At 70.4% G+C, this 22738-nt stretch carries 22 protein-coding genes and 1 pseudogene; 16 read left to right on the top strand and 7 right to left on the bottom strand.

Annotated elements, in window-relative coordinates:
• Positions 1–96 precede the first annotated feature (96 nt).
• The gene (locus tag OG223_RS05965; protein WP_329243422.1) at positions 97–699 is read right to left on the bottom strand and encodes a sigma-70 family RNA polymerase sigma factor; all 603 of its coding nucleotides are present in this window, start codon (positions 697–699) and stop codon (positions 97–99) included.
• Between the two features lie 156 nt (positions 700–855).
• Here OG223_RS05965 and OG223_RS05960 point away from each other — a divergent pair, with 156 nt between their 5' ends.
• Entirely contained in the window at positions 856–1836 is a 981-nt protein-coding gene (locus OG223_RS05960; RefSeq protein WP_329243419.1) for a MerR family transcriptional regulator, read from the top strand.
• Here the strand turns inward: OG223_RS05960 and OG223_RS05955 are convergent.
• Entirely contained in the window at positions 1825–3198 is a 1374-nt protein-coding gene (locus OG223_RS05955) for a cryptochrome/photolyase family protein (RefSeq protein ID WP_329243416.1), read from the bottom strand. The two genes, OG223_RS05960 and OG223_RS05955, sit on opposite strands and share 12 nt — an antisense overlap.
• Before the next feature lie 181 nt (positions 3199–3379).
• Here OG223_RS05955 and OG223_RS05950 point away from each other — a divergent pair, with 181 nt between their 5' ends.
• Positions 3380–3568 carry a hypothetical protein gene (locus tag OG223_RS05950; protein ID WP_329243412.1) on the top strand — a complete coding sequence of 63 codons (189 nt, stop codon included), beginning with the start codon at positions 3380–3382 and terminating at the stop codon, positions 3566–3568.
• Between the two features lie 56 nt (positions 3569–3624).
• On the opposite strand, the gene OG223_RS05945 is transcribed toward OG223_RS05950, so the two are convergent.
• The gene (locus OG223_RS05945) at positions 3625–4536 is read right to left on the bottom strand and encodes a LysR family transcriptional regulator (RefSeq protein WP_329243409.1); all 912 of its coding nucleotides are present in this window, start codon (positions 4534–4536) and stop codon (positions 3625–3627) included.
• 137 nt (positions 4537–4673) lie between these two features.
• On the opposite strand from OG223_RS05945, the gene OG223_RS53905 reads away from it, so the two are divergent.
• From OG223_RS53905 to OG223_RS05925, 5 genes are all read left to right on the top strand, one after another.
• On the top strand, positions 4674–4757 hold the full coding sequence (locus OG223_RS53905; RefSeq protein ID WP_351305882.1) for a putative leader peptide: 84 nt from the start codon (positions 4674–4676) through the stop codon (positions 4755–4757).
• Positions 4758–4885: 128 nt separating this feature from the next.
• On the top strand, positions 4886–6007 hold the full coding sequence (gene sfnG, locus OG223_RS05940; RefSeq protein WP_329243406.1) for a dimethylsulfone monooxygenase SfnG: 1122 nt from the start codon (positions 4886–4888) through the stop codon (positions 6005–6007).
• Between the two features lie 31 nt (positions 6008–6038).
• Positions 6039–6593, top strand: coding sequence for an NADPH-dependent FMN reductase (gene ssuE / locus OG223_RS05935; protein ID WP_200677748.1), 555 nt, complete (start codon positions 6039–6041; stop codon positions 6591–6593).
• 5 nt (positions 6594–6598) lie between these two features.
• Positions 6599–7807, top strand: a complete 1209-nt coding sequence (locus OG223_RS05930; protein WP_329243401.1) for an SfnB family sulfur acquisition oxidoreductase — start codon at positions 6599–6601, stop codon at positions 7805–7807.
• Positions 7808–7842: 35 nt separating this feature from the next.
• Positions 7843–8985 carry an LLM class flavin-dependent oxidoreductase gene (locus OG223_RS05925; RefSeq protein ID WP_329243398.1) on the top strand — a complete coding sequence of 381 codons (1143 nt, stop codon included), beginning with the start codon at positions 7843–7845 and terminating at the stop codon, positions 8983–8985.
• Positions 8986–8992: 7 nt separating this feature from the next.
• On the opposite strand, the gene OG223_RS05920 is transcribed toward OG223_RS05925, so the two are convergent.
• The 4 genes from OG223_RS05920 to OG223_RS05905 all read right to left on the bottom strand — a co-directional run bounded on the left by OG223_RS05920 (position 8993) and on the right by OG223_RS05905 (position 14415).
• Positions 8993–10213, bottom strand: a complete 1221-nt coding sequence (locus tag OG223_RS05920; protein WP_329243392.1) for a GNAT family N-acetyltransferase — start codon at positions 10211–10213, stop codon at positions 8993–8995.
• Between the two features lie 87 nt (positions 10214–10300).
• Positions 10301–11329, bottom strand: a complete 1029-nt coding sequence (locus OG223_RS05915) for an acyl-CoA dehydrogenase family protein (protein ID WP_329243390.1) — start codon at positions 11327–11329, stop codon at positions 10301–10303.
• 93 nt (positions 11330–11422) lie between these two features.
• Positions 11423–13120 carry a purine-cytosine permease family protein gene (locus tag OG223_RS05910; protein ID WP_329243387.1) on the bottom strand — a complete coding sequence of 566 codons (1698 nt, stop codon included), beginning with the start codon at positions 13118–13120 and terminating at the stop codon, positions 11423–11425.
• Positions 13121–13332: 212 nt separating this feature from the next.
• Entirely contained in the window at positions 13333–14415 is a 1083-nt protein-coding gene (locus tag OG223_RS05905) for a substrate-binding domain-containing protein (protein WP_329243385.1), read from the bottom strand.
• A gap of 111 nt (positions 14416–14526) precedes the next feature.
• On the opposite strand from OG223_RS05905, the gene OG223_RS05900 reads away from it, so the two are divergent.
• The 9 genes and pseudogenes from OG223_RS05900 to OG223_RS05860 all read left to right on the top strand — a co-directional run bounded on the left by OG223_RS05900 (position 14527) and on the right by OG223_RS05860 (position 22734).
• Entirely contained in the window at positions 14527–15003 is a 477-nt protein-coding gene (locus tag OG223_RS05900; RefSeq protein ID WP_329243382.1) for a MarR family winged helix-turn-helix transcriptional regulator, read from the top strand.
• 92 nt (positions 15004–15095) lie between these two features.
• The gene (locus OG223_RS05895; RefSeq protein WP_329243379.1) at positions 15096–15452 is read left to right on the top strand and encodes a YciI family protein; all 357 of its coding nucleotides are present in this window, start codon (positions 15096–15098) and stop codon (positions 15450–15452) included.
• Positions 15452–16648 (top strand): RNA polymerase sigma factor, encoded by a 1197-nt coding sequence (locus tag OG223_RS05890; protein ID WP_329243376.1) that lies wholly within the window; start codon positions 15452–15454, stop codon positions 16646–16648. The genes OG223_RS05895 and OG223_RS05890 overlap by 1 nt, the downstream gene beginning before the upstream one ends.
• Before the next feature lie 103 nt (positions 16649–16751).
• Positions 16752–18083, top strand: a pseudogene (locus OG223_RS05885) (aldehyde dehydrogenase family protein); the annotation flags it as partial.
• 59 nt (positions 18084–18142) lie between these two features.
• The gene (locus OG223_RS05880; RefSeq protein WP_329243373.1) at positions 18143–18517 is read left to right on the top strand and encodes an ArsR/SmtB family transcription factor; all 375 of its coding nucleotides are present in this window, start codon (positions 18143–18145) and stop codon (positions 18515–18517) included.
• The gene (locus tag OG223_RS05875; RefSeq protein WP_329243371.1) at positions 18514–19146 is read left to right on the top strand and encodes an SRPBCC family protein; all 633 of its coding nucleotides are present in this window, start codon (positions 18514–18516) and stop codon (positions 19144–19146) included. Before OG223_RS05880 ends, OG223_RS05875 begins: the two co-directional genes overlap by 4 nt.
• A gap of 84 nt (positions 19147–19230) precedes the next feature.
• Positions 19231–20286: an NAD-dependent epimerase/dehydratase family protein gene (locus tag OG223_RS05870; RefSeq protein ID WP_329243368.1), complete on the top strand. Its 1056-nt coding sequence runs from the start codon at positions 19231–19233 to the stop codon at positions 20284–20286.
• Between the two features lie 135 nt (positions 20287–20421).
• Positions 20422–21786: an RICIN domain-containing protein gene (locus OG223_RS05865; RefSeq protein WP_329243364.1), complete on the top strand. Its 1365-nt coding sequence runs from the start codon at positions 20422–20424 to the stop codon at positions 21784–21786.
• A gap of 42 nt (positions 21787–21828) precedes the next feature.
• Positions 21829–22734, top strand: coding sequence for an aldo/keto reductase (locus tag OG223_RS05860; protein ID WP_329243361.1), 906 nt, complete (start codon positions 21829–21831; stop codon positions 22732–22734).
• Positions 22735–22738 lie beyond the last annotated feature (4 nt).

Genomic DNA, 22738 nt, shown 5'->3' with positions numbered 1-22738 from the left:
TTGACTTACTGGCCTGACCGCGTCTGGTGCGGTGTGCGGTAAGAGCCGCTTGTCTCCATTCTGCTCTTATTTCTCCTTTATGTGTAGTGATCGGACTTATGGGTGGAGGCCGGGCTGTTCGTCGTCCTGGAGGCGGTGGCGCAACTGGCGCAGTCCACGTCGTGCGTGGCTCTTGACCGTGCCGAGCGGCCAGCCCGTGCGCCGCGCGATCTGGGTCTGGGTGAGGTCCTCGTAGTACGTCAGCCGCAGGACCCGCTGCTGCGGCGCGGGCAGCCTGGCGAGTTCACGCAGCACCAGGACGCGATCGAGAGCCGGCTCGGGCTTCCGGGCGGCGGGATCGTCGAGCATCAGGGACGACCCGGCGGCGGCCACGAGACGCAGGCGACGGGTGCGGGCGGACAGCGCGTCGGCGATCCTGCGTCTGGCGATACCGACGATCCAGCCGCCGATCGCCCCGCGCTCGGGGCGGAAACCCTGCCGCCCGCGCCACACTCCGAGGAACACCTGCTGGGTCACGTCCTCGGCCTCCTCGGCGTCCCCCAGTGAGCGCCGGGCCAGTGCGTGCACCAGTGGCGACCAGCGGTGGTACGCGACGGCCAGGCAGTCCTCGTCGCCCGCGACCAGCCCCCGGGCCAGCTCCTCGTCGGTCGGCGACTCCGCCGCCGGGATCGGGCGGACGGCGCCGGGCTGCGGGCTCATGACTGCGGCTCCTCGCGTCGGACGGCGACCGCCCCGGTCGAGGACGTCGGGCCACGGCGGTTCGGGGGTCTGCCGGGAACATCCCGGTGCGGCCATCGTGGGAGCCGGGGATCAAGGTCCTCAACTCGCATCGTTTGTGCGTCGTATAGTCACCGGATGAGCGAATTGCCCGCCGATGGGGACGCGGCCGATCGGGCGGCGGCCCAAGTGCCCCTGACGACCGGTGCGTTGGCCCGCAAGCTGGGCGTGGCGCCGACCACGCTGCGGTCCTGGGAGCGTCGCTACGGCATCGGACCCGCGCTCCGCGCCGAGGGCCGGCACCGGCGCTGGACCTCGCGGGACGTGGCACTGCTGGAGACGATGTGCCGGTTGACCGCGTCGGGCGTGCCGCCTGCGGAGGCGGCGCGGAAGGCGAAGGGGACCGTCGGTTCGCACGCGGCGGCGAGCCGGGCGCCCGGAGCCTCGCGGGCCCCCGGCGCGCTGCCCCTCGGGGACGTGCGCCAGGAGAGCCGCGGTCTGGCGCGCGCCGCCGTACGCCTCGACGCACCTGCCGTCGAGCGTCAACTGGCCGATGCCGTCGGCCGGTACGGCGTCGTCGTCGCCTGGCAGGAGGTGATGGTGCCGACCCTGCACGCGGTGGGACGCAAGTGGGCCTCGTCCGGGGACCGTTACGTCGAGGTGGAGCACCTGCTGTCCTGGCACGTCTCCACCGCCCTGCGCCGCCGCACCCCGCTTCCCGAGCGACAGGTGGACGCCTCGCCCGTCCTCCTGGCCTGCGTACCCGGCGAACAGCACACCCTGCCGATCGAGGCACTCAACGCCGCATTGGGTGAACTCGGCCTGCCCACAAGGATGTTCGGCGCCGCCGTACCCGCGGAGGCGCTCACCGCCGCGGTACGGCGGCTGGGACCGGCGGGCGTCGTCCTGTGGGCACAGGCGCGCTCCACGGCCATCCCGTCGCTGGCCCAGCAGCTCGCCGATCTCCGCTGGGGAGTGCGGGGCGCCCGACGACAGCCCTCGGTGGTGCTGGCCGGCCCCGGCTGGTCCGGCACCTCGGCGCGGGGCGCGGTACGGCCGACGACGCTCACCGATGCCGTGGACCTCCTGGCGGGGGCGTACGGGGCCTCAGTCTCGTGACCGGCCTCGCCGGAAACGCGCCAGCCCGTCGGCGAGTTCGACGATCGGATCCGGATAGTCTCCGAGCGCCGCACGGTCAAGTCCCCTGAGTTTCCACGGCTCGTGCACCAACGGCCCGTCCAGCTCGGCGAGTTCGGGCACCCAGCGGCGGACGTACGCGCCGTCCGGGTCGTACCGCTTGGCCTGCGTGAGGGGGTTGAGCACCCGGTTGGGGCGGGAGTCGGTGCCGGTGCCCGCCATCCACTGCCAGTTGAGCTGGTTGTTCGCCACATCGCCGTCGACCAGCAGATCGAGGAAGTACCGGGCGCCCACGCGCCAGTCGACGTAGAGCGTCTTGGTGAGGAAGCTCGCCGTCAGCAGCCGTCCCCGGTTGTGCATCCAGCCCTCGTGGCGGAGTTGGCGCATCGCCGCGTCGATCAGCGGATAGCCGGTACGGCCCTCCTTCCAGGCCGCGATGTCCTCGCGGGCCGCGTGCTGGGACCGCCAACGGTCGTGTTTCGTACGGTAGTCGGCGCCGGCGGCCGCGGGCCTGGCCGCCAGCACCTGACGGTGGAAGTCCCGCCACGCGAGCTGCCGTACGAAGGCCTCGGCGCCCGGGCCGGCCAACTTCCGTGCCCCGTGGACCAGTTCGACGGGGGAGAGGGTCCCGAAGTGGAGATGGGGCGAGAGATGGGAGGTGGCGTCCGCGGCCAGGGCGTCGTGCAGGTCCTCGTAGTCGGCGATGCCGCCTCGCAGCCACCGGCTCAGCAGCCTGCGGCCCTCCGTCTCCCCGCCGGTCGCCAGGCCCGGCGACAGCCCCGCGACCCCGGCACGCGCGGGCAGCTCCTCGGAGCCGACACCGTCCGGGACCCGCACGGTGCGCGGCGCGGCGAGCGGGGCGCGCAGTTGCTGTCCGGACCACTGCCGGTAGTACGGCGTGAAGACCGCGAAGTGGTCCGAGGAGGCCGGGGTCACCGTGCCGGGCGCGACGGCCGTGGTCACGGCGTCGTGGACGTGCAACCGCCGGCCCTCCGCCTCCAGCGCCCGCCGCAGCCGCTGCTCGCGCCGCCGCGCGAAGCCGCTGACGTCCGCCGCCAGGTGCACCTCGTCGGCGTCCGTCTCGGCGGCCACCTTGCACACCTCGCCGACCACGTCGCCGGAGCGGACCACCAGCTTGCCGCCCCGTTCGCGCAGGCCCGCGTCGAGATCGCGCAGACAGTCGGCGAGGAACGCCAGCCGGTTCGGTACGGCGAAGCCGGCATCCGCCACACCCCGGTCGTGCACGAAGAGGGGCACCACCTTGCGGGCCTCGGCGGCGGCGCGCAGCGCGGGATGGTCGTGCAGACGCAGGTCCGAGGTGAACAGGACGACCGAGACGTTCATGGTGCGCACTCCGGGAGACGGGAGAAGGGGGCGTGAGGTGCTTCCGGTCCGAAGCGCCCGGCGGATGCGGCTGTCACCCGACGGACGTACGTGCTCCCGGCGCGGCAAGGCACTTGGCATGCAGGCGTCGATCGCGGGCAGGTGAACAGGTACGACGGTTCCCGTGGGGAGCCGAAGGTCGATGCTGGAGGTGTCTGCGGACATGGGCGCGAAGGTGTTGGAGAGGTTTCCGGCGGGGGCTCCGCGCGGATCATGGCCCGCCGAAGAGTTCGCGGCGCGGCGCCGCGCCGAGGGTCAGGCCGCCAGCGTCGTCATGGACCTGAAGTCCGACGCGTTCCTCGTGGTGGTCCCGGTGGGCGACGAGGACTGATCCCGCGCGGACGTCCTCGGGGCGCGACGGGAATTGTCGGAGAGGCCCCGGCGGCCTCAGGCGCGTGCCTCGCTCAGCTCCCGCGCCCGGCGTACGAACGCCTCGTGCAGATCCCCGGCCGCCTGCGGTACGGACTCCGCGCGGCGCCGGCGCAGCATCAGCAGGACGCGGGCCGTGTCACCCGCGATCGGCCGGCAGGTGATCGCGCCGAGCCGCTCCAGCGGATCCCCGACCACGCTGAAGTCGGGCAGGACCGTCGCCCCGAGCCCCTCCGCGACCATGAGTTTGCCCATCTCGGCGCCGTCGGTCGAGTACGCGAAAGCGGGACCCCGCCCATCGAGCAGCCGGTGGACATAGCGGTGCATCACATAGCCGGACCGCATACCGATCAGCGGCTCGGTGAGGAGGTCGTCCACCGTGACGGTCGTCCGGGACGCGAGCGGACTGTCGGGACGCACGCACACCACCGGCAGCCCCGACAGCAGCTCGGTGGACTCGAAGTCGGCCGGCATGTCGTCGCCGTCCAGGTGATTGACCAGCCCGAGGTCGAACCCGCCCTCCGACAGCGCCCGGTGGATGTCCGTCTGCTGAGCGCCGACCACCTCGACCTGGGTCAGCGGATGCTCGGCGCGGAACTCCCGGACAACGGGCAACAGCAGCGGCACGGTCGCCGCGTTGACCGTGCCCACCCGCACCATCCGGCTGATCCGGTGCTGCTCGCCCGCCGCCGCCCGCAGCCGGTCCACCGCGTCGATCACATCGACGATCTTCGGCAGCAGCTCCCGGCCCTCCGCGCTCATCGTCGCGCCGGACCGTTTGCGCTCCAGGAGATCGACGCCGAGTTCCCGTTCGAGATTCCGCACGGTCTCGCTCAACGCGGGCTGTGACAGGCGCAGTTCCTCGGCGGCCCGGCGCAGCGAGCCGAGCCGGGTCACGGCCGCGATGTATTCCAGTTGTTCGGTCCGCATGCCCGCAGAATGCGGCCGAATTCCCGGGCTGTTCAAGGGTTTCCCTGTCACACCTTCGTGAAATTCAATGGTCCGCGATACGAGACCGGTCGGGTTTTCCTTGACGCTCCCCACAGGCGGCTGCCACGATCGACGGCATGATGATGCGACTGGACCTCACGCGGCGACGCCACGTCGACCTCGCGCGCGTCTCCAGCGCCTCCTGTTGCACCGCGGCCTGATCCCCGTCACTGCTGTCCCGTGATCCGCCGCCGTCTCTCCCTCCCCGCCTGAATTCCGTTCTTTCGCATGCCATTTCGTGTGCCAGGAATTCGGCGTGCCCGAAAACTCTCCGCAACAGGAGTTCCGCATGCCCGCCGCGCCCGTGAAATTCGCCTACTGGGTCCCCAACGTCAGCGGGGGACTCGTCACCAGCAAGATCGAGCAACGCACCGACTGGAGCTACGAGTACAACCGCGAACTCGCCGTCCTCGCCGAGAACAACGGCTTCGAGTACGCGCTCAGCCAGGTCCGCTACATGGCCAGCTACGGCGCCGAGTTCCAGCACGAGTCGACCGGCTTCAGCCTCGCCCTCCTCCTCGCCACCCAGCGCCTGAAGGTCATCGCCGCCGTCCACCCCGGCCTCTGGCACCCCGGCGTCCTCGCCAAACTCGGCGCCACCGCCGACCACTTGTCGAACGGCCGCTTCGCCGTCAACGTCGTGTCCGGCTGGTTCAAAGGCGAGTTCACCGCCCTCGGCGAACCCTGGCTGGAGCACGACGAGCGCTACCGCCGCTCCGAGGAGTTCATCCAGGCCCTGCGCCAGATCTGGACCGAGGACCACACCGAACTCGCCGGTGACTTCTACCGGTTGCGCGACTTCTCCCTCAAGCCCAAGCCCCTCAACACCCCCGAACGACCCCACCCCGAGATCTTCCAGGGCGGCAACTCCACCGCCGCCCGCGCGATGGCCGGCCGCGTCTCCGACTGGTACTTCTCCAACGGCAAGGACTTCGACGGCGTCACCGAGCAGATCGCCGACGTACGCCGCTCGGCGGCCCAAGTCGGCCGCACCGCACCGAAGTTCGGCCTCAACGGCTTCCTCATCGCCCGCGACACCGAGGCCGAGGCCCGCGACACGCTCCGCGAGATCGTCGCCAAGGCCGACCACGAGGCCGTGGAAGGCTTCGGCGCCGCGGTGAAGCAGGCCGGACAGTCCTCGGCCGATGGCAAGGGCATGTGGCAGGACTCCACGTTCGAGGACCTCGTGCAGTACAACGACGGCTTCCGCACGGGGCTCATCGGCACCCCGGAGCAGATCGCCGAACGGATCGTCGCCTACCGGAAGTTGGGCGTCGACCTTCTCCTGCTCGGGTTCCTGCACTACCACGAGGAGGTGGAGTACTTCGGCAAGCGGGTGCTGCCGCTGGTACGTGAACTGGAGGCTCAACTCCCGGACGCGGAGCCCGAGTCCGTCTCCGTGCCCGCCTGATCGCCCCCGCAGCAGACCAGAAAGAGGACCCATGGCCACCGTCCTGTCCGTCTCCGGCAGCCCCTCCGTCTCCTCCCGCACCAACCGGCTCCTGCGCCATCTGGACAAGCGGCTGATCGCCCACGGGCACGAGGTGATCCCGCTCGACGTGCGCACCGTCCCCGCCGAGGCCCTGCTCGGCGCGGACTTCCGCCACCCGGCCATCGTCGAGGCCACCGAACTGTTCGCCCGCGCCGACGGAGTGGTCGTCGGCACCCCCGTCTACAAGGCCTCCTACTCCGGAGTCCTCAAGGCGCTGCTCGACCTGCTCCCGCAGTACGCCCTCACCGGCAAGACCGTGCTGCCGCTCGCCACGGGTGGGTCAACGGCCCATGTGCTGGCGATCGACTACGCGCTCCGCCCGGTGCTGAACTCCATGGGCGCGGCCCACATAGTCCAGGGCTGGTTCACCCTCGACAAGGACATCACCGCCCACGAGGACGGCTCGCTCACCGTCGCCCCCGCCGCCACCGAGGCGCTCACCCAGGTGGTCGACCAGTTCTCGGCCGCCCTCGGCCGGACCCCGCTCCTGGCAGCGGCGGGCTGATCGGCATGACCGCCCACGAGACCACCGGCGGGACCGCGCATGTGATCGCCGACGACGCCGAGGCCCTCGCCCTCGCCGCCGCGCTGGCCGACGAGTTCCGGGCCGGGGCCTCCGCTCGCGACACCGAACGCAGGCTCCCGCGCGCCGAGTTGGACCGGCTCTCCGCCTCCGGACTGCTCGCCGTCACCGTGCCCGCAGAATACGGCGGCGCCGACGTCAGCGCGGAGACCCTCGCCGAGATCTTCCGTCTCCTCGGCTCCGCCGACGGCAGCCTCGCCCAGATCCCGCAGAGCCACTTCGCCTACGTCAATGTGATCCGCCGTCAGGGCACCCCGGACCAGCGGAAGTTCTTCTTCGCCGAACTGCTCGCCGGCCGCCGCCTCGGCAACGCCCAGTCGGAGGCCGGCACCAAACACGTCCAGGACATCCGCACCCGGCTGACACGTCAGCCCGACGGCTCCTACCGCCTGACCGGCGTCAAGCACTACTCCACCGGCGCCCTCTTCGCCGACTGGATCCCCGTCCTCGCCCGCACCGAGGACGACAACCTCCATGTCGCCTACGTCCCGAGCGGCGCCGAAGGCGTCACGGTCGTCGACGACTGGGACGGAATGGGCCAGCGTACGACGGCCAGCGGCACGGTCCGGCTGGAGGGCGTCGCCGTCCCTGCCGACCGGGTGCTGCCCCACCACCTCACCTTCGAAGGTCCCCAACTCCACGGCGCCATAGCCCAGTTGCTGCACGCCGCCATCGACGCCGGGATCGCCGGGGGAGCGCTGGCCGAGGCCGCCGAGTTCGTCCGGACGAAGAGCCGGCCCTGGTTCGAGAGCGGGGTCGAGACCGCCGCCGAGGACCCGCTGCTGATCCAGCGGTTCGGTGAACTCGCCCTCCAGGTAAGGGCGTCCGAGGCGCTGCTGATCCAGGCGGCCCGCGCCGTGGACGCCGCGCGCGGCCAACTGAGCGACGACTCGGCGGCGGAGGCCTCCGTCGCGGTGGCGGCGGCCAAGGTGTACGCGGCGCAGGCCGCCGTGGAGGTGGCGGGCGCGCTGTTCGAGGTGTCGGGAACACGCTCGGCGCTCAACTCGCTGAACCTGCACCGGCATTGGCGGGACGCCCGCACCCACACCCTGCACGACCCGGCCCGCTGGAAGATCCAGCACATCGGCAGATACGTGCTCAACGGCACCAGGCCACCCCGCCACGGCCTCCTCTAACCCACCTTCAGGACAGACCGGATCGGAGACCCCACGTGTCCCTCACCTTCCACTGGTTCCTCCCCACCAACGGAGACAGCCGCCATGTCGTGGGCGGCGGTCACGGAACCCCCGCCACCGTCTCCGGACGGGACCGGCCGCCGACGGTCGCCTACCTGAGCCAGATCGCCCGCGCGGCGGAGGACCTCGGTTTCGTGGGCGCCCTCACGCCCACCGGCGCCTGGTGCGAGGACGCGTGGCTGACCACCGCGATGGTCAGCCAGAACACCGAACGCCTGAAGTTCCTGGTCGCCTTCCGGCCCGGCTTCGTCTCGCCGACGCTCGCCGCGCAGATGGCGTCCACGTTCCAGCGGCAGACCGGCGGACGGCTGCTCCTCAACGTCGTCACCGGAGGCGAGAGCCACGAGCAGCGGGCCTACGGGGACTTCCTCGACAAGGACGACCGTTACCGCCGTACCGGTGAATTCCTGGAGATCGTACGGCAGTTGTGGGACGGCAAGACCGTCGATCTGGCGGGCGAGCATCTGCGCGTCGAGGACGCGAAACTGGCACGGTTGCCCGAGCCGGTGCCCGAGGTGTACTTCGGGGGGTCGTCGCCGATCGCGGGTGAGATCGCCGCCAAGTTCGTGGACGTGTACCTCACTTGGGGTGAGCCGCCCGCCCAGGTCGCCGAGAAGATCGCCTGGATCAGGGGGCTGGCGGCGAAGGAGGGACGGACGCTTCGGTTCGGAATTCGGCTGCATGTGATCACGCGGGACACGTCCGCGGAGGCCTGGGCCGAGGCGAACCGGCTGCTCGAAGGGTTCGACTCCGAGACCGTGAAGTCCGTGCAGGCGGGGCTCGCGCGGAGTGAATCGGAGGGACAGCAGCGGATGCTGGCGTTGCACGGCGGGAGTCGGAACGGGCTGGAGATCCATCCCAATCTGTGGGCCGGGATCGGGCTGGTACGGGGTGGGGCGGGGACGGCGTTGGTCGGTAGCCACGAGGAGGTCGCCGAGCGGATCAAGGAGTACGCGGCGCTGGGGATCGAGGAGTTCGTGCTGTCCGGGTATCCGCATCTGGAGGAGGCGTACTGGTTCGGGGAAGGGGTGCTGCCGAGGCTGGCCGCGGAGGGAGTCTGGCGGCACCCCGTCGGCGACCGGAAGCCCGCTGGGGCACAGGTGCCGTTCGCGGGCTGAGCCGTGGTCAGAACCAGTGCAGGCAGTGCGGGGCGCGATCGGCCCGGAAAAGAGCATCGGCGAGGGCCGGTGCGTCCGGGCGGTGGGCCCGGATGTGGCCGGCCCGCACGAGTGTGCTCGGGGCGGTGCCGCCCAGGTAGACCGAGCCCAGGTCGCTGATGTCCAGGGACAGGTCGGGCTCCCGGCCCGTCGGGACGCAGTCGGCCTTGCCGTCCCGAACGGTCAGCAGGTAGCGGCCGTGCTCGCCGAGGAACGGGTCGTCGACGTCGAGGACGAGCTCGCCGTCCGTCGACCAGCCGCGCTCGGTCAGCGCACGCGGGACGTCCAGCAGCCGCACCCAGAGCCAGTCGGTGTCGCCGCCCACCTCTCCGGCGCGGAAGTCCGCGAGCTGCCAGCGCAGCGGATGGCCGGGCGGGACATGCTTGAACACGACCTGACCGACCAGGTCGTGGCCGAGCACGAACCGGGCCAGAGCCGTGAAGACGGCGTCATCGGTGGCGATGGTCTCGTCCACGGTCAGGGTCTGGGATTCGCCGAGCGAATAGCTGGCGTACCCGTCCGGGACCCCGTCGGCGTCACGGTGGACGGCGACGTAGCGAGGCTTCGGAGAGATCGGGGGCTGCCCCGCGCGCAGCGCCCACCAGCGGTGCGGCCGGGAGAGCGCGCCGGGCTGTGCTCGGCGGTAGCGGTCGTAGACCTCCTCCAGGATCTCGCCGCACTCGGCACGGCGCAGCAACTCGACCGAGCCGGTGGTCAGTTCGCCGTCCGTGCCGCGCGCCCGGGGAAGGGTGAGGGCGGCCCGGTGGCGCGGCACCGTCAGGCGCTGGGTGTAGGTCGCCGGTCCGTAGCCGAACCTGCGGTAGATGAGGGCCTCGGAGGCCAGCAGCACGGAGAGGGACTCCCCGCGCGCCCGCAGCTCGGTGAGCTGGTGGCGCATCATCGCGTTGAGTACGCCCTGGCGTCGGTGCGAGGGCAGGACGCCGACGGCGGTCACCCCGCTGACCGGGACGACGGTCTCGCCGGGCAGCGTGAGCTCGAAGGAGTGTGCGCCGGCGGTGCCGACGGGCCGTCCGTCCGCCGCCGTGGCGAGCAGGCAGCGGTCGATCTCGAGCGCCGACCACCAGAGACCGCCGCCTTCGGTCGGGGTTTCCGGGAAGAGCCCGAACGCGGCGTGGAGCGTGTCGACGAACACGTCGAGGTCGTCGTCGGTCGTGGGACGGATCTCCACCACTGTCGCTGCCTCCCAGAGATACCGGCACCACGTCCCGTGCTGCCAGCCACAGTGCAGCGCCGCTCCGCGGCCGGGTCAAGCGAATTACGAGTCGGCCAGTGCCTTCAGGTGGGCCGCTCTCGACTCCGCCGTCTGGCCCTGAACCAGCAGGAACAGGGCCTCGCGCGCGAGGCGTTGGGCCCTGCTCGTCAATGCCAGGGATCTGCCGCCCCCGGCCACCACGGCTGCCGTCGTGGCCGTCATCAGCACCTCGTACGCCTGTGTCCTCAGGGCGAGCCGCTCGGCCAAGTGCTCGTGCGGCGCCGGGTGTTCGGCCAGGGCGTAGGCCTGCTCGCGTACCTCGCCGAGGCGGGCGCGGAGTGGGCCCGCGGTGTCCTGGTCCAGCAGGGCGAGCGCCGCCTCCGCGACTCCGAACACCGCCGGTGACGCGTTCGTCGGCTTCGGGCGGTCGGTCCTCGCCCACTCCGCGTACGGCGCGCGCAGGGCCACCGCCTCCTCGGGGAGCCACAGGCCGTCCAGCTCCAGCGACACGGTCCGGGACGCGGTGAGCGCCGCCAGCCGCATCGGGGCCGAGGGCCGCAGGCCGGGCTGCTCCCGCGCTTCGGTGAACGCGAACAGCGCCTCGTCCGCGTCGGTCACCCCCGCGAGCAGCATCACGTCGTTCAGGCCCCAACCCGTGTACCAGGGGACCGTGCCGTCGAACCGCCAGCCGCCCCGCTCCCGTGTCACCCGTACGGGGATGCGGGGGTACGCCCGTAGATGTGCGTACGCCACCCCGGACAGCAGCTCGCCTCGCGCGAGCGGTCCCAACAGCCTTTCCCGTACCGGCAGTTCGCTCTTCGCCAGCGTCATGACCGGCGTGTGGTGCTGGGTCTGGACGAACCACGTGGAGCAGCATGCCCCGGCCAGGATCTCCGCCGTATCCCTCGCCACCGCGCCGGGTGCCGCCGAGCCGCCGTAGGACACGGGGGCGTTCACGCCCAGGAGCCCGGAGTGCTTGATCGCCTCGATGTGGGTCGGCGGGACGCCCTCCTGGTCGACCTGTTCGGCGTGGGGGATGAGGAGGTCGTCCGCGAGGTGGCGGGCACGAGTGACGAGGGAGTGCGCGGTCATGCGGGTGATTCTGCCGACCGGTGCAGGGTTGGCCGCGCGTGACGCTCCGGCCCGTGTCGTGGGACGCGGGCCGGAGCGGTGGCAATGCGGTGGTCAGTCCGCCGAGCGTACGGCGGGCATCGCCAGGTCGACCGGGCCGGTGGCACCCGGGGCGCTCTTGCAGGAGTCGTGGCAGTCCTTCTCCAGGCTGCAGCACAGGGAGCAGATCGGGCCGGAGTGGAAGGGGCAGTTCGCCACGTCGGGGCGCTCGAAGTCCGTTGTGCAGACGGTGCAGTTGAGGATGACGGCCGACGGGTATCCGTCCGCGTCGAGCAGGGGCTCCGCGAGGTCGTCGAGGCGGGCTATGTAGTACTTGCCCTTGGTGAGGTACGCGAACAGGGGCGAGAGGACCATCGCCAGGAACAGGGCGATGAAGGGGGAGTACGCCTTGCCGTAGTCGCCGAACGCCTCGAAGTACGCCGCGATGGAGACGGCCGACGCGATGAGCATCGAGCCGAAGCCGACCGGGTTGAAGTTGTACAGGTGGGCGCGCTTGAACTCGATGTAGGACGGGCTGAGTTTGAGCGGCTTGTTGATGACCAGGTCGGCGACGACCGCGCCGATCCAGGCGATCGCCACGTTGGAGTAGAAGCCGAGCACCGTGTTGAGGAAGCCGAAGACGCCGCCCTCCATCAGGGCCAGCGCGATGCCGACATTGAGGAAGATGTAGACCACGCGGCCCGGGTGACGGTGTGTCAGGCGGGAGAAGAAGTTCGACCAGGACAGTGAACCGGAGTACGCGTTCGTCGAGTTGATCTTCACCTGGGACAGGATCACGAAGAACGTGGCGAGGCCGAGGGCGACCGGGGCGGCGAAGGTCTTGAAGCCGGACACGTACTGCTGGATGGGCTCGTTGGCCTTGGCCAGGCCCACGCTGCCGGCGATGTAGAAGGCGAGGAAGGCGCCGCCCATCTGCTTCGCCGCGCCGAGGACCACCCAGCCGGGACCGGCGGAGAGCACCGCGCCCCACCACTTCTTGGCGTTCTGCGGGGTCTTGTCGGGCATGAAGCGCAGGTAGTCGACCTGCTCACCGATCTGCGCGATGAGGGAGAGCGCCACGCCGGCGCCCGCGCCGACACCGAGCATGCTGATGCCGGAACCTGTGGGGGAGTTGCCCGCGAAGTGTGTGAACTCCGAGAACTTGCCCGGCTCTTGGATCGCGATGGACACGAACGGCGCGACCATCAGGACCAGCCACACCGGCTGGGTCCACACCTGCATCTTGGAGAGCGCGGTCATGCCGTAGATCACCAGCGGCAGGATGATCAGCGAGCAGATCAAGTAGCCGACTGCCAGGGGGATATGGAGGCCCAGGTCCAGGGCCTGCGCCATGATCGAGCCTTCGAGGGCGAAGAAGATGAAGGTGAAGCTGGCGTAGATGACCGACGTGAGGGTCGAGCCGAGGTAGCCGAAGCCGGCGCCCCGGGTCAACAGGTCCATGTCGATGGAGTACTTGGCCGAGTAGTACGAGATCGGGATGCCGGTGAGGAAGATCGTCACCGCCGCCGCCAGGATCGCCACCATGGCGCTGGAGAAGCCGTTCGAGATCGCGATCGAGCCGCCGATGGCGAAGTCGGCGAGGTACGCGATACCGCCCAGGGCGGTGGTGGCCACCACGTACGGCGTCCAGCGGCGGAAGGACTTCGGCGCGTAGCGCAGCGAGTAGTCCTCCAGCGTGTCGTTCTTCGCCCAGTCGTTGTAGGTCCGTCCGGCTGCCGTTGCCGGCGCCTCTTTGTCGACGATCTCCGTCACGACACTTCCTTCTTCCACGGGTGTGGTCATCTCCCGGACGGCCCGGGGGAGTTGGACGGAAGAGTCACGCCGAATTGTTTCCCGGCCGTTTCGCCTGTTTTAAATGGAAGAGCTTTCAAAATTCTTTTGGCGACGCGCGTAGATTTAATCAATGCTTCCTGTGGAAACTATTTCTGAGGGAAGGTAGCCTCCCTTCGAGCGGGTGGGGGAGGTCAGAGTTGGGCGACGATGTCGAAGTCGAAGGCGTCCGCCCGTGCCAGGTACAGCCGTTGACGGAGGTGATTGCCGTGCAGACGCAGTACGCCCCGGGGGCCCTCGTACGAGACGGTGCCGCCGACCGCGCACATGGTGCCCACATCGAGCGACCGCGCCTGCTCGGCCAGGGCCGCCAGCAGTCGTACGCCTTCGAAGCACGACTCGCCGAGGCTGCCCACGACGGGTGCTTCCACGCCGAAGCGGGCCGCGTAACGCCCGCTGAAATCAAGGCTTTCGGCGGTGGCGAGGGTCTCGAAGTAGCCGGCCGCCGCCCACAGTCCCTCGGTGGCCTCCGCGCCGGTGGACAGCAGGATGTTCTCGTCCATGTGGGTGCTCAGCCGCAGACACCGCTGGTGCAACCCGTGGGCGGCGAACGCCCTGTTGAAGCGTGCCGCGTCGTCGCCGACCAGCAGCATCAGGACGGCGTCCGCCTCGCACCGCTCGACGCGCCGCAGCACCGGGCCGAACTCGTAGGTGCCCAGGGGGACGAAGATCTCGTCGCGCACCCGGCCACCGCACTCCCGGGCGTAGTGGCGCGCGGCCCGGGCGGTGACTCTCGGCCACACGTAGTCGTTGCCCACCGTGCACCAGCGCCGCGCGCCCGTCTCCTCCGCCAACAGGCGCATGGCGGGCAGGAGTTGGGCCGCGTCGGTCTCGCCGGTCAGGAACACCCCGGGCGTGCGCTCGCCGCCCTCGTACTGCGCGGTGTAGACGTAGGGCACCCGGCCCGCGATGCGCGGCACCAGCGCCTTGCGGACCGCCGAGGTGTGCCAGCCGACCACCGCGTCGACCGCGCGCATCGACACCAACACCTCGACCTCGGCGGCCACTTGCTCAGCCGGGGCGCCGCCGTCCACCACGATCAGCCGGACCTCGCGGCCCAACACCCCGCCGATGGCGTTGAGTTCCTCCACGGCGAGTTGCGCGGCCAGTTCGCAGGACGGGCCGAAGACGCCCGCCGGACCCCGCAGGGGTACGACCAGCGCCACGACCAGAGTCCTGACCGGGCCGCTGATCCGCCCGGGCGGCAGGGGATGCACCAGACCACCTCCGTGAGGGCGTGAGGGCACGGAAACCGGTCCCGGCCCCGGCGCCCTCGCAGAGGCTCGTAATCTGAACCGCACAGTAGACCTACCGGAAGGACAGCGGCAATGTCGTCCGTACCGTCGCCGGGCCTCGCCCACTTGCTGAGTCACGCCGAGCGGCGGATGGGCCTGCGCATGGCCGCCATGCTGGCCGAAGAGAACTGCTCGGTGGAGCAGTGGCGCGTCCTGTCGGTCATCGCGGACGGCAAGGGGCATCCGATGACCGAGATAGCCGACCAGGTCCTGATGCCCGCCCCGAGTCTGACCAAGCTGGTGGACCGGATGGTCGCCGACAATCTGGTCTTTCGCCGCCCCGACCGGGCGGACCGACGCCGTGTCCTGCTCCATCTCACCGCCCGCGGCCGCGCCCTCCACCAGCGTGCCGCCCACCGCCTTCTCGCCGACCAGACCCGGCTGCTCGACGCGATCGACGACCACGGCGATCTCGTACGACTGCTCGCGCGGCTCACGGCGGCTCTGGACCAGGAGCCCGCACACCCGGGCGGGGACGAGAGCGCGGAGAAAATCCTGCCGGTCTCCTGAGACGCGCTGTCGATCCGGGACCATGGCGTTCGTGTAGGAGGTGAGAGAACCCGCCGGAGGGTTCGAGAACCCCTTGTGCCATGGAGGACGTCATGCAGCACTACCTGCTCAGCGTGATCACCCCGACCGACGGAGAGATGCCCGGGCCCGACGAGATGGCCGAGATCGTCCGCAAACTGGAGATCTTCCACGACGAACTCCAGGCCGCCGGTGCCTGGGTCTTCGCCGGCGGACTGCACGGCCCGGAGACGGCCACCGTGCTGCGCCCCAAGGACGGCGACGTGCTGATCACCGACGGCCCGTACGCCGAGGGCAAGGAGTATCTGGGCGGGCTCTGCCTGATCAAGGCGGCCGACCTGGACGCGGCACTGGAGTGGGGGAAGCGGGCGATCTGGGCCACCACGCTGCCCGTCGAGGTGCGCCCCTTCATGAACACGTCCGAGGACTGATGCCGTTCGACACCGACATCGAGGCCGTCTTCCGTGCCGAGTACGGGCGCGCGGTCTCGGTCCTGGTCCGCTTCCTCGGCGACATCGACCTCGCCGAGGAAGCGGTCCAGGACGCCTTCACCACGGCCGTACAGAAGTGGCCGGAGACCGGTGTGCCGCCGAGCCCGGCCGGATGGATCATCACGACCGCCCGCAACCGCGCGGTCGACCGGCTGCGCCGGGAGTCCTCTCGCGAGGCCCGGCACAGCGAGGCCGCCCTGCTGTACGCGTCCGACGCGCCCGCCGAGGAGGGTCCCGTGCGCGACGAACGGCTCCGTCTGATCTTCACCTGCTGCCACCCCGCGCTCGCCACCCAGGCCCAGGTCGCGCTCACCCTGCGGCTGCTCGGCGGGCTCACCACCGCCCGGATCGCCCGCGTCTTCCTGGTGCCCGAGCCGACGATGGCCCAACGCCTCGTCCGCGCCAAGGCCAAGATCCGGGACGCGCGGATCCCGTACCGAGTGCCTCGCGACGCCGACCTCCCCGACCGGCTCAAGGGGGTCCTTGCCGTCGTCTACCTGATCTTCAACGAGGGCTACACGGGCTCGCCCGAACTCTGCGCCGAGGCCCTGCGTCTCGGCTGCCTCCTGTCCGAGCTGATGCCGGACGAGCCCGAGGCGGCCGGCCTGCTCGCACTGATGCTGCTCAGCGAGTCGCGCCGGGCCGCACGGACGGGCCCGGACGGCGAGTTGGTTCCGCTGCCGGAACAGGACCGCGACCGGTGGGACGGCGAGCTGATCGCCGACGGCCAGTCACTCGTCCGGCGGTGTCTGCGGCTGAACAACCCGGGGCCGTACCAGATCCAGGCCGCGATCAACGCCGTGCACAGCGACGCGTCGACCGCCGACGCCACCGACTGGGGACAGATCCTCCGGCTCTACGACCAGCTCATGGTCCTCGCCCCGAGCCCGGTCGTCGCCCTGAACCGGGCCGTCGCCGTCGCCGAGGTCGACGGTCCGCGCAAGGCGCTCGAGCTCGTGGACGCGCTGGACCTCGACGACTACCACGTCCTGTACGCCGTACGCGCCGATCTGCTGCGGCGCCTGGGCCGCGACACCGAGGCGGTGCGGGCGTACGAAGCGGCCATCGCCCGGACCGAGAGCGCGGCGGAGCGCGGCTATCTGGAACGGCGCCGCCGGGAACTCGTCCGGATGTGACAGCCGTGAGGCGGAGGGTGACCATGTGCGCACCGGAATTTTTCCCGGTGCAAGAATGGTTGCTATATACACCTGACCGTCCAGAACCCCCACGCACCAGCAGCGAGGCACCGTGAACCAGTCCAGTCCCGAGCAGCCCGCCGACATCGTGGCCCGGTTGCGCGCCACCTTCCGCACCGGCCGCACCAAGCCCGTCGAGTGGCGCACCACGCAACTGCGCCGACTGCGCGAGCTGCTCACGGAGCACGGCGACGACCTCGCCGCCGCCCTCCACGCCGACCTCGGCAAGAGCGCGGCCGAGTCCCAGCGCACCGAGATCGGCTTCACGATCCGCGAGATCGACCACACCCTCGACCACCTCGACGCGTGGCTGCGCCCCGAGTCCGCCCCCGTACCGGCCCACCTCGGCACGGACGCGACCGCCTGGACGCAGTACGACCCGCTCGGCGTCGTCCTCGTGATCGCCCCCTGGAACTATCCGGTGCAGCTCCTGCTCACCCCGGTCGTCGGCGCGCTGGCCTCGGGCGACGCGGTGGTCCTCAAGCCCAGCGAGCTGGCCCCGGCCACCTCCGCGGCCATCGCCCGGCTGGTGCCCGAGTACCTCGACACCGACGCGGTCGCCGTGGTCGAGGGTGCCATCCCGGAGACCACGGCCCTGCTCGCCGAGCACTTCGACCACATCTTCTACACCGGCAACGGCGCCGTCGGCCGTATCGTCCTGCGCGCCGCCGCCGAGCACTTGACCCCGGTCGCCCTCGAACTCGGCGGCAAATCACCGGCGTTCGTCGACCGCGACGCCGATCTCGCCGTCGTGGCCGACCGGTTGGCGCGCGGCAAGTTCCTCAACGCCGGCCAGACCTGTGTGGCCCCGGACTATGTGCTGACCGACCCGGAGACCGCCGCCGCGCTCGAACCCCTGCTGGCGAGCGCCGTCGAGAAGGTCTACGGCGCCGACCCGCAGACCTCCGGCGAGTACGGTCGTATCGTCAACGAACGCCACTTCGACCGGCTCTCCGGGCTGCTCGACTCCGGCCGGGTCGTCGTCGGCGGACGCAGCGACCGGACGGACAAGTACATCGCGCCGACCGTGCTCGCCGACGTGGACCCGAAGGCCCCGGTCATGGCGGAGGAGATCTTCGGCCCGATCCTGCCGATCGTCACCGTCCCCGGCCTCGACGCGGCGATCGACTTCATCAACGACCGCGACAAGCCCCTCGCCCTGTACGTCTTCACGGACTCGGACGACACCCGCGCCCGGATCGCCGCCGAGACCTCCTCGGGCGCCGTCGGCTACGGCCTGCCGCTCGCCCATCTCACCGTCTCCGACCTGCCGTTCGGCGGTGTCGGCGAGAGCGGTATGGGCAACTACCACGGCCGCTACTCGATCGAGACGTTCAGCCACCGCAAGGCCCTGCTGGAGAAGCCGCTGGCCTGACCCTGCTTCTTGTGTATCACCAGTCGCTTATATAAGTGACTGGTGATACGTTGGGTCGCATGCACGCTTTCGATGTGCTCGGAGACCCCGTGCGCCGCCGCATCCTGGAGCTGCTCGCCGAGGGCGAGCAGCCCGCCGGTGCGGTCAGCGAGGTCGTCCGGCGGGAGTTCGGGATCACGCAGCCCGCGGTCTCCCAGCATCTGAAGGTGCTGCGGGAGAGCGGTTTCGCGACGGTGCGGCCGGAGGGCACCCGGCGCCTGTACGCGGTCGACCCCGAGCCGCTGCGGGACATCGACGCCTGGCTCGACCGCTTCCGTCGCTTCTGGACCCCGCATCTGGACGCCCTGGCAACCGAGTTGGCCCGGGGCAAGCGCGAGCGCCGGCTTCGTGAGGCGGACGACGACAGCCCCGACGAGTCAAGGAGCACCCCATGATTGACGTGACCCATCAGATCAACGCCGTGACCCGCAAGGTCGGCCGCCGCGAATTCCAGGCCGGCGAGGCCCGCGTGGTGACCGTGAGCCAGTCCTACGACGCACCGGTCGCCGACGTCTGGGACGCCTGCACCAACCCCGAGCGCATCCCGCGCTGGTTCCTGCCGGTCACCGGCGAACTGCGGTTGGGCGGGAAGTACCAGTTGCAGGGCAACGCGGGCGGCACCGTCGAGCGCTGCGACCCGCCCAACGGCTTTTTCGCGACCTGGGAGTTCGGCGGTGAAGTGAGCTGGATCGAGCTGAGGTTGACGCCCGAGGGCGACGGGACGCGCTTCGAGTTGGAGCACATCGCCCATGTCGACGACACGAAGTGGGCCGAGTTCGGGCCCGGCGCGGTGGGCGTCGGCTGGGACTCGATCCTGCTGGGGCTCGACGGCAACCTGTCGGGCAACGCTGCCGTGAAGCCCGAGGACGCCATGGCCTGGCTGGCGTCCGAGGAGGGCCGTCGCTTCGTCACGGCGAGCAGCGAGGCGTGGTTCGCGGCGAACGTGGCGAGCGGCGAGGACGAGCCGGTGGCCCGTGCGGCGGCCGACCGGACGACGGCCGCCTATACAGGGGCCGGGAGTTGAGGGCCGTGGCGGCCGAAGCGCTGACCCGGGACCGATCACCGTTGTAGCGTGCGCGCTGGATGCCACGGGTGATCGGAGCCAGGAATGAGTGTCGGCGGCGAGACGGTGTTGGTGACCGGCGGCAGCGGATTCGTCGGCAGCCATCTGGTCCGGCAGTTGCTGGAGCGCGGCTACCGGGTGCACACCACCGTGCGGTCCCTCGGCCACGCGGCGAAGGTCGCGCCGCTGCGGGCCATGCAGGAGCAGTTCCCGGGTCGACTGGAGCTGTTCGAGGCCGATCTGCTGGCGGCGGGTTCCTTCGACGCGGCGATGGACGGCTGCCGGGTGGTGTTCCATGTGGCCTCGCCGTTCCTGATGCCGGAGAAGATCAAGGACGGTCACAAGGACGTCGTCGAGCCCGCGCTCACCGGCACCCGGAACGTCCTCGCCGGCATCGAACGCACGCCCGCCGTCGAGAAGTTGGTGTTCACCTCGACGGTCGGCGCGATCTTCGGCGACTACGTCGACGTACGGGCGATGAGGGACGAGACCCTCTCCGAGGACTACTTCAACACCACCAGCACGGTCGAGAACAACCCGTACCACTACGCCAAGACGGTCGCCGAACGCGCCGCCTGGGACGCCGCGCAGGCGCAGAGCCGTTGGCGCATGGTCGCCGTCAACCCCGGCCTGATCCTGGGCCCTTCACTGACCCCGGCCTCCGACTCCGGCAGCCTGTTCCTCCTCGACGAGCTCTTCAAGGGCTACTTCTTCTACGGGGCGCCCGACTTCCGCTTCACCGTCGCCGATGTGCGGGACGTCGCGGGCGCGCACATCGCGGCGGCGGAAAACCCCGACGCGCACGGCCGTTACATCGTCGCGGCCACCCGGATGGCGTCCTTCCTCGACATGTCACGCGCCCTGCGGCAGCGCTTCCCGCGCGACTACCGGCTGCCCCGGCACGGACTGCCGCACTGGCCGGTGCGCGTCCTGGGCCCGGCGTTCGGGCTCACCCAGGACTACATCCGCAAGCACCTCGGGATCAGCTTCCCGGTCGACAACCGGCGCGGTGTGAAGGAACTGGGCATCGACTACCGGCCGTTGGAGGAGACCCTCCTCGATCACTACCTGGCCTGGCGGCAGTTGAGGAAAACGCGCTGACCGCGTCCCGTCCTCCGCCATTCACTCCGCCGACCGGTCACGCCTCTTGACTGGTTCAGACCATAGGCGCTTGGGTGTGGCCCGATCACCTTTTCGGTGTCATGAGCCTGACCACACTCGAACCGAAGGGCACCCATGCGAACCCCCCACGCCCTGCTCGCCGTCGCCGTCGCGCTGTCGGCGGCGATCGTCGCTCCACCGGCCGGAGCCGCCGACGCGGTCCCCGCCCCGGGCACCTACTACGTCCAGAGCGCCACGACCGGGCTCAACGCGGCCGACAAGGGGGGAGCGGTGGAGCAGCACAACCCCAAGGGCAACGAGGACCACCAGCAGTGGAACCTCCGGACGAGCGGATCCTCGTACGTCCTGGAGAGCACCGACACGGCCGGCAGTTGCCTGGGCCGCTCGGGCGGCCAGGCGAAGACCGTCGCCTGCACCGGCGCGGACGCGGCCTGGCAGATCACGCCCACCGGCGGCGACCAGTACACGCTCCAAGTCCCGGGCGCGGACAGCTACTTGACGGTGGGCGCCAAGCCCTCCGGCGCCAACTACCCGGCCCAGTTGGCCATCGGCTCCTCCGGCGGCCTCGCCTCCTGGTACCTCACGCCCATCACCTCACCCACCAAGCCCATCCCCGCCCAGGACCAACGCACCCTGGACCAGGTCACGTTCCTCACCGCGCACAACGCCTACGCCAACGGGGTCGACGGCGGTTTCGCGCCGCCCTTCGTGAACTTCTTCCCGAACCAGTCCCGCGGCATCAACCAGCAACTCTCCGACGGCGTACGGGGGTTCATGCTGGACATCCACCAGACCTCCGACGGCGCGATCCTCTGCCACGACAGTTGCACCCTGGTCAGCAAGCCCGTCGCCCTGAACGTCGACCTCCAGCGCATGGTCGACTTCCTCAAGGCACACCCCGACCAGTTCGTCACCGTCTTCCTGGAGGACTACGTCGACCCGGGCGTTCTGCGCAGCGAACTCGCCCGCGTGAACGGCCTGTACGACGTGCTGTACCGCCCCGACCAGACCGGCGTGAAGCAGAACGGCTGGCCCAAGCTGGCCGACCTGATCGCCGCCAACCACCGGCTGCTGATCTTCACCGACCACAGCCGCGCCTCCGACGAGTCCGCCGGACTGACCCGGGACAGCTTCGGCGTGATGTACCAGCGCGAGTGGACCGTCGAGAACTACTGGTCCATGGGTTCCGGCGCGAGCTCTTCCGACTGGTCCTGCTACAGCCGCTGGTACGGCAGCGACCTCAACGTCCCGCTGACCCAGACGTATGCGGGGTTCCGTCCGCTGTTCGTCATGAACCACTTCCGGGACGCGACCATCGCCGGGACGGCGCAGACCGACAACACCAAGGTCCTCGACCGGGCCCAGCGGTTCTGCCAGCCGGCCGCCCGCAAGAAGCCCAACTTCCTCGCCGTGGACCGCTACGACCTCGGTGACCCGGCCTCCGCCGTCAACTCCCTGAACGGCTACACGTATCCGTAAAGTGCGGGCGGGCGGGCCGCGAGTGTGTGCGAAACTCCGCTGATGACTTCGGAGAAGATCACCGCGGCCGCCGCGGGCACCTGGAAACTAGGCGACCTGACCGTCAACCGCATCGGCTTCGGCGCGATGCGGCTGACGGGCAGCGCAGCCTTCAACCTCGGGACACCGAGCGACCGCGGGCGGTCGATCGCCGTGCTGCGCAAGGCGATCGAGCTCGGCGTGAACCACATCGACACGGCCGCCTTCTACTTCTCGTCCCTGCGCTCGGCCAACGAACTCATCAACTCCGCGCTCGCCCCCTACGCGGACGACCTCGTGATCGCCACCAAGGTCGGCCCCTACCGGAACTACGCGGGGGAGTGGAGCACCTCGGCCCGCCCCGACGACCTGCGCGGTCATGTCGAGGAGAACCTGCGGCAGTTGGGGCGCGACCACCTCGACGTGGTCTATCTGCGCCGGATGGGGCAGGACTCGATCGCCGAGTACTTCGGCGCGCTCGCCGAACTCCGCGAGGAGGGGCTGGTCCGGCACCTCGCGATCTCCGACGTCGAGCCGCGGCATCTCGCCGAGGCGCAGGAGATCGCGCCGGTGGTGAGTGTGCAGAACCGGTTCGGGCTCGACTCGTCCAGCCCGGAGACCGACGACATGCTGCGGATCTGCGGGGAACAGGGCATCGCCTTCGTCCCGTTCTTCGCGATCGCGGGGGCGGCCGGCCCGCAGGGTGCCACCACCGCCCACGACGACGAGGTGCTGGCCATCGCGGACGCCCACGGTGTCAGCCCCGCCCAGCTCCGGCTCGCCTGGTCCCTTGCCCAGGGTCCGCACGTCCTCGCCATCCCCGGCACGGGCAACCCCGACCACCTCGCCGAGAACGTGGCCACGGGCGCGATCCGGCTCACGGAGGACGAACTGTCCCGGCTCGACGAACTGCACCGGCAGGCCGGTTGAGCGA

The organism is Streptomyces sp. NBC_01478, assembly GCF_036227225.1.
In the GTDB taxonomy this organism is placed as follows: domain Bacteria; phylum Actinomycetota; class Actinomycetes; order Streptomycetales; family Streptomycetaceae; genus Streptomyces.
The sequence above is the reverse complement of the archived record's forward strand: the minus strand, read 5'-3'. Positions and strand labels throughout refer to the sequence as shown.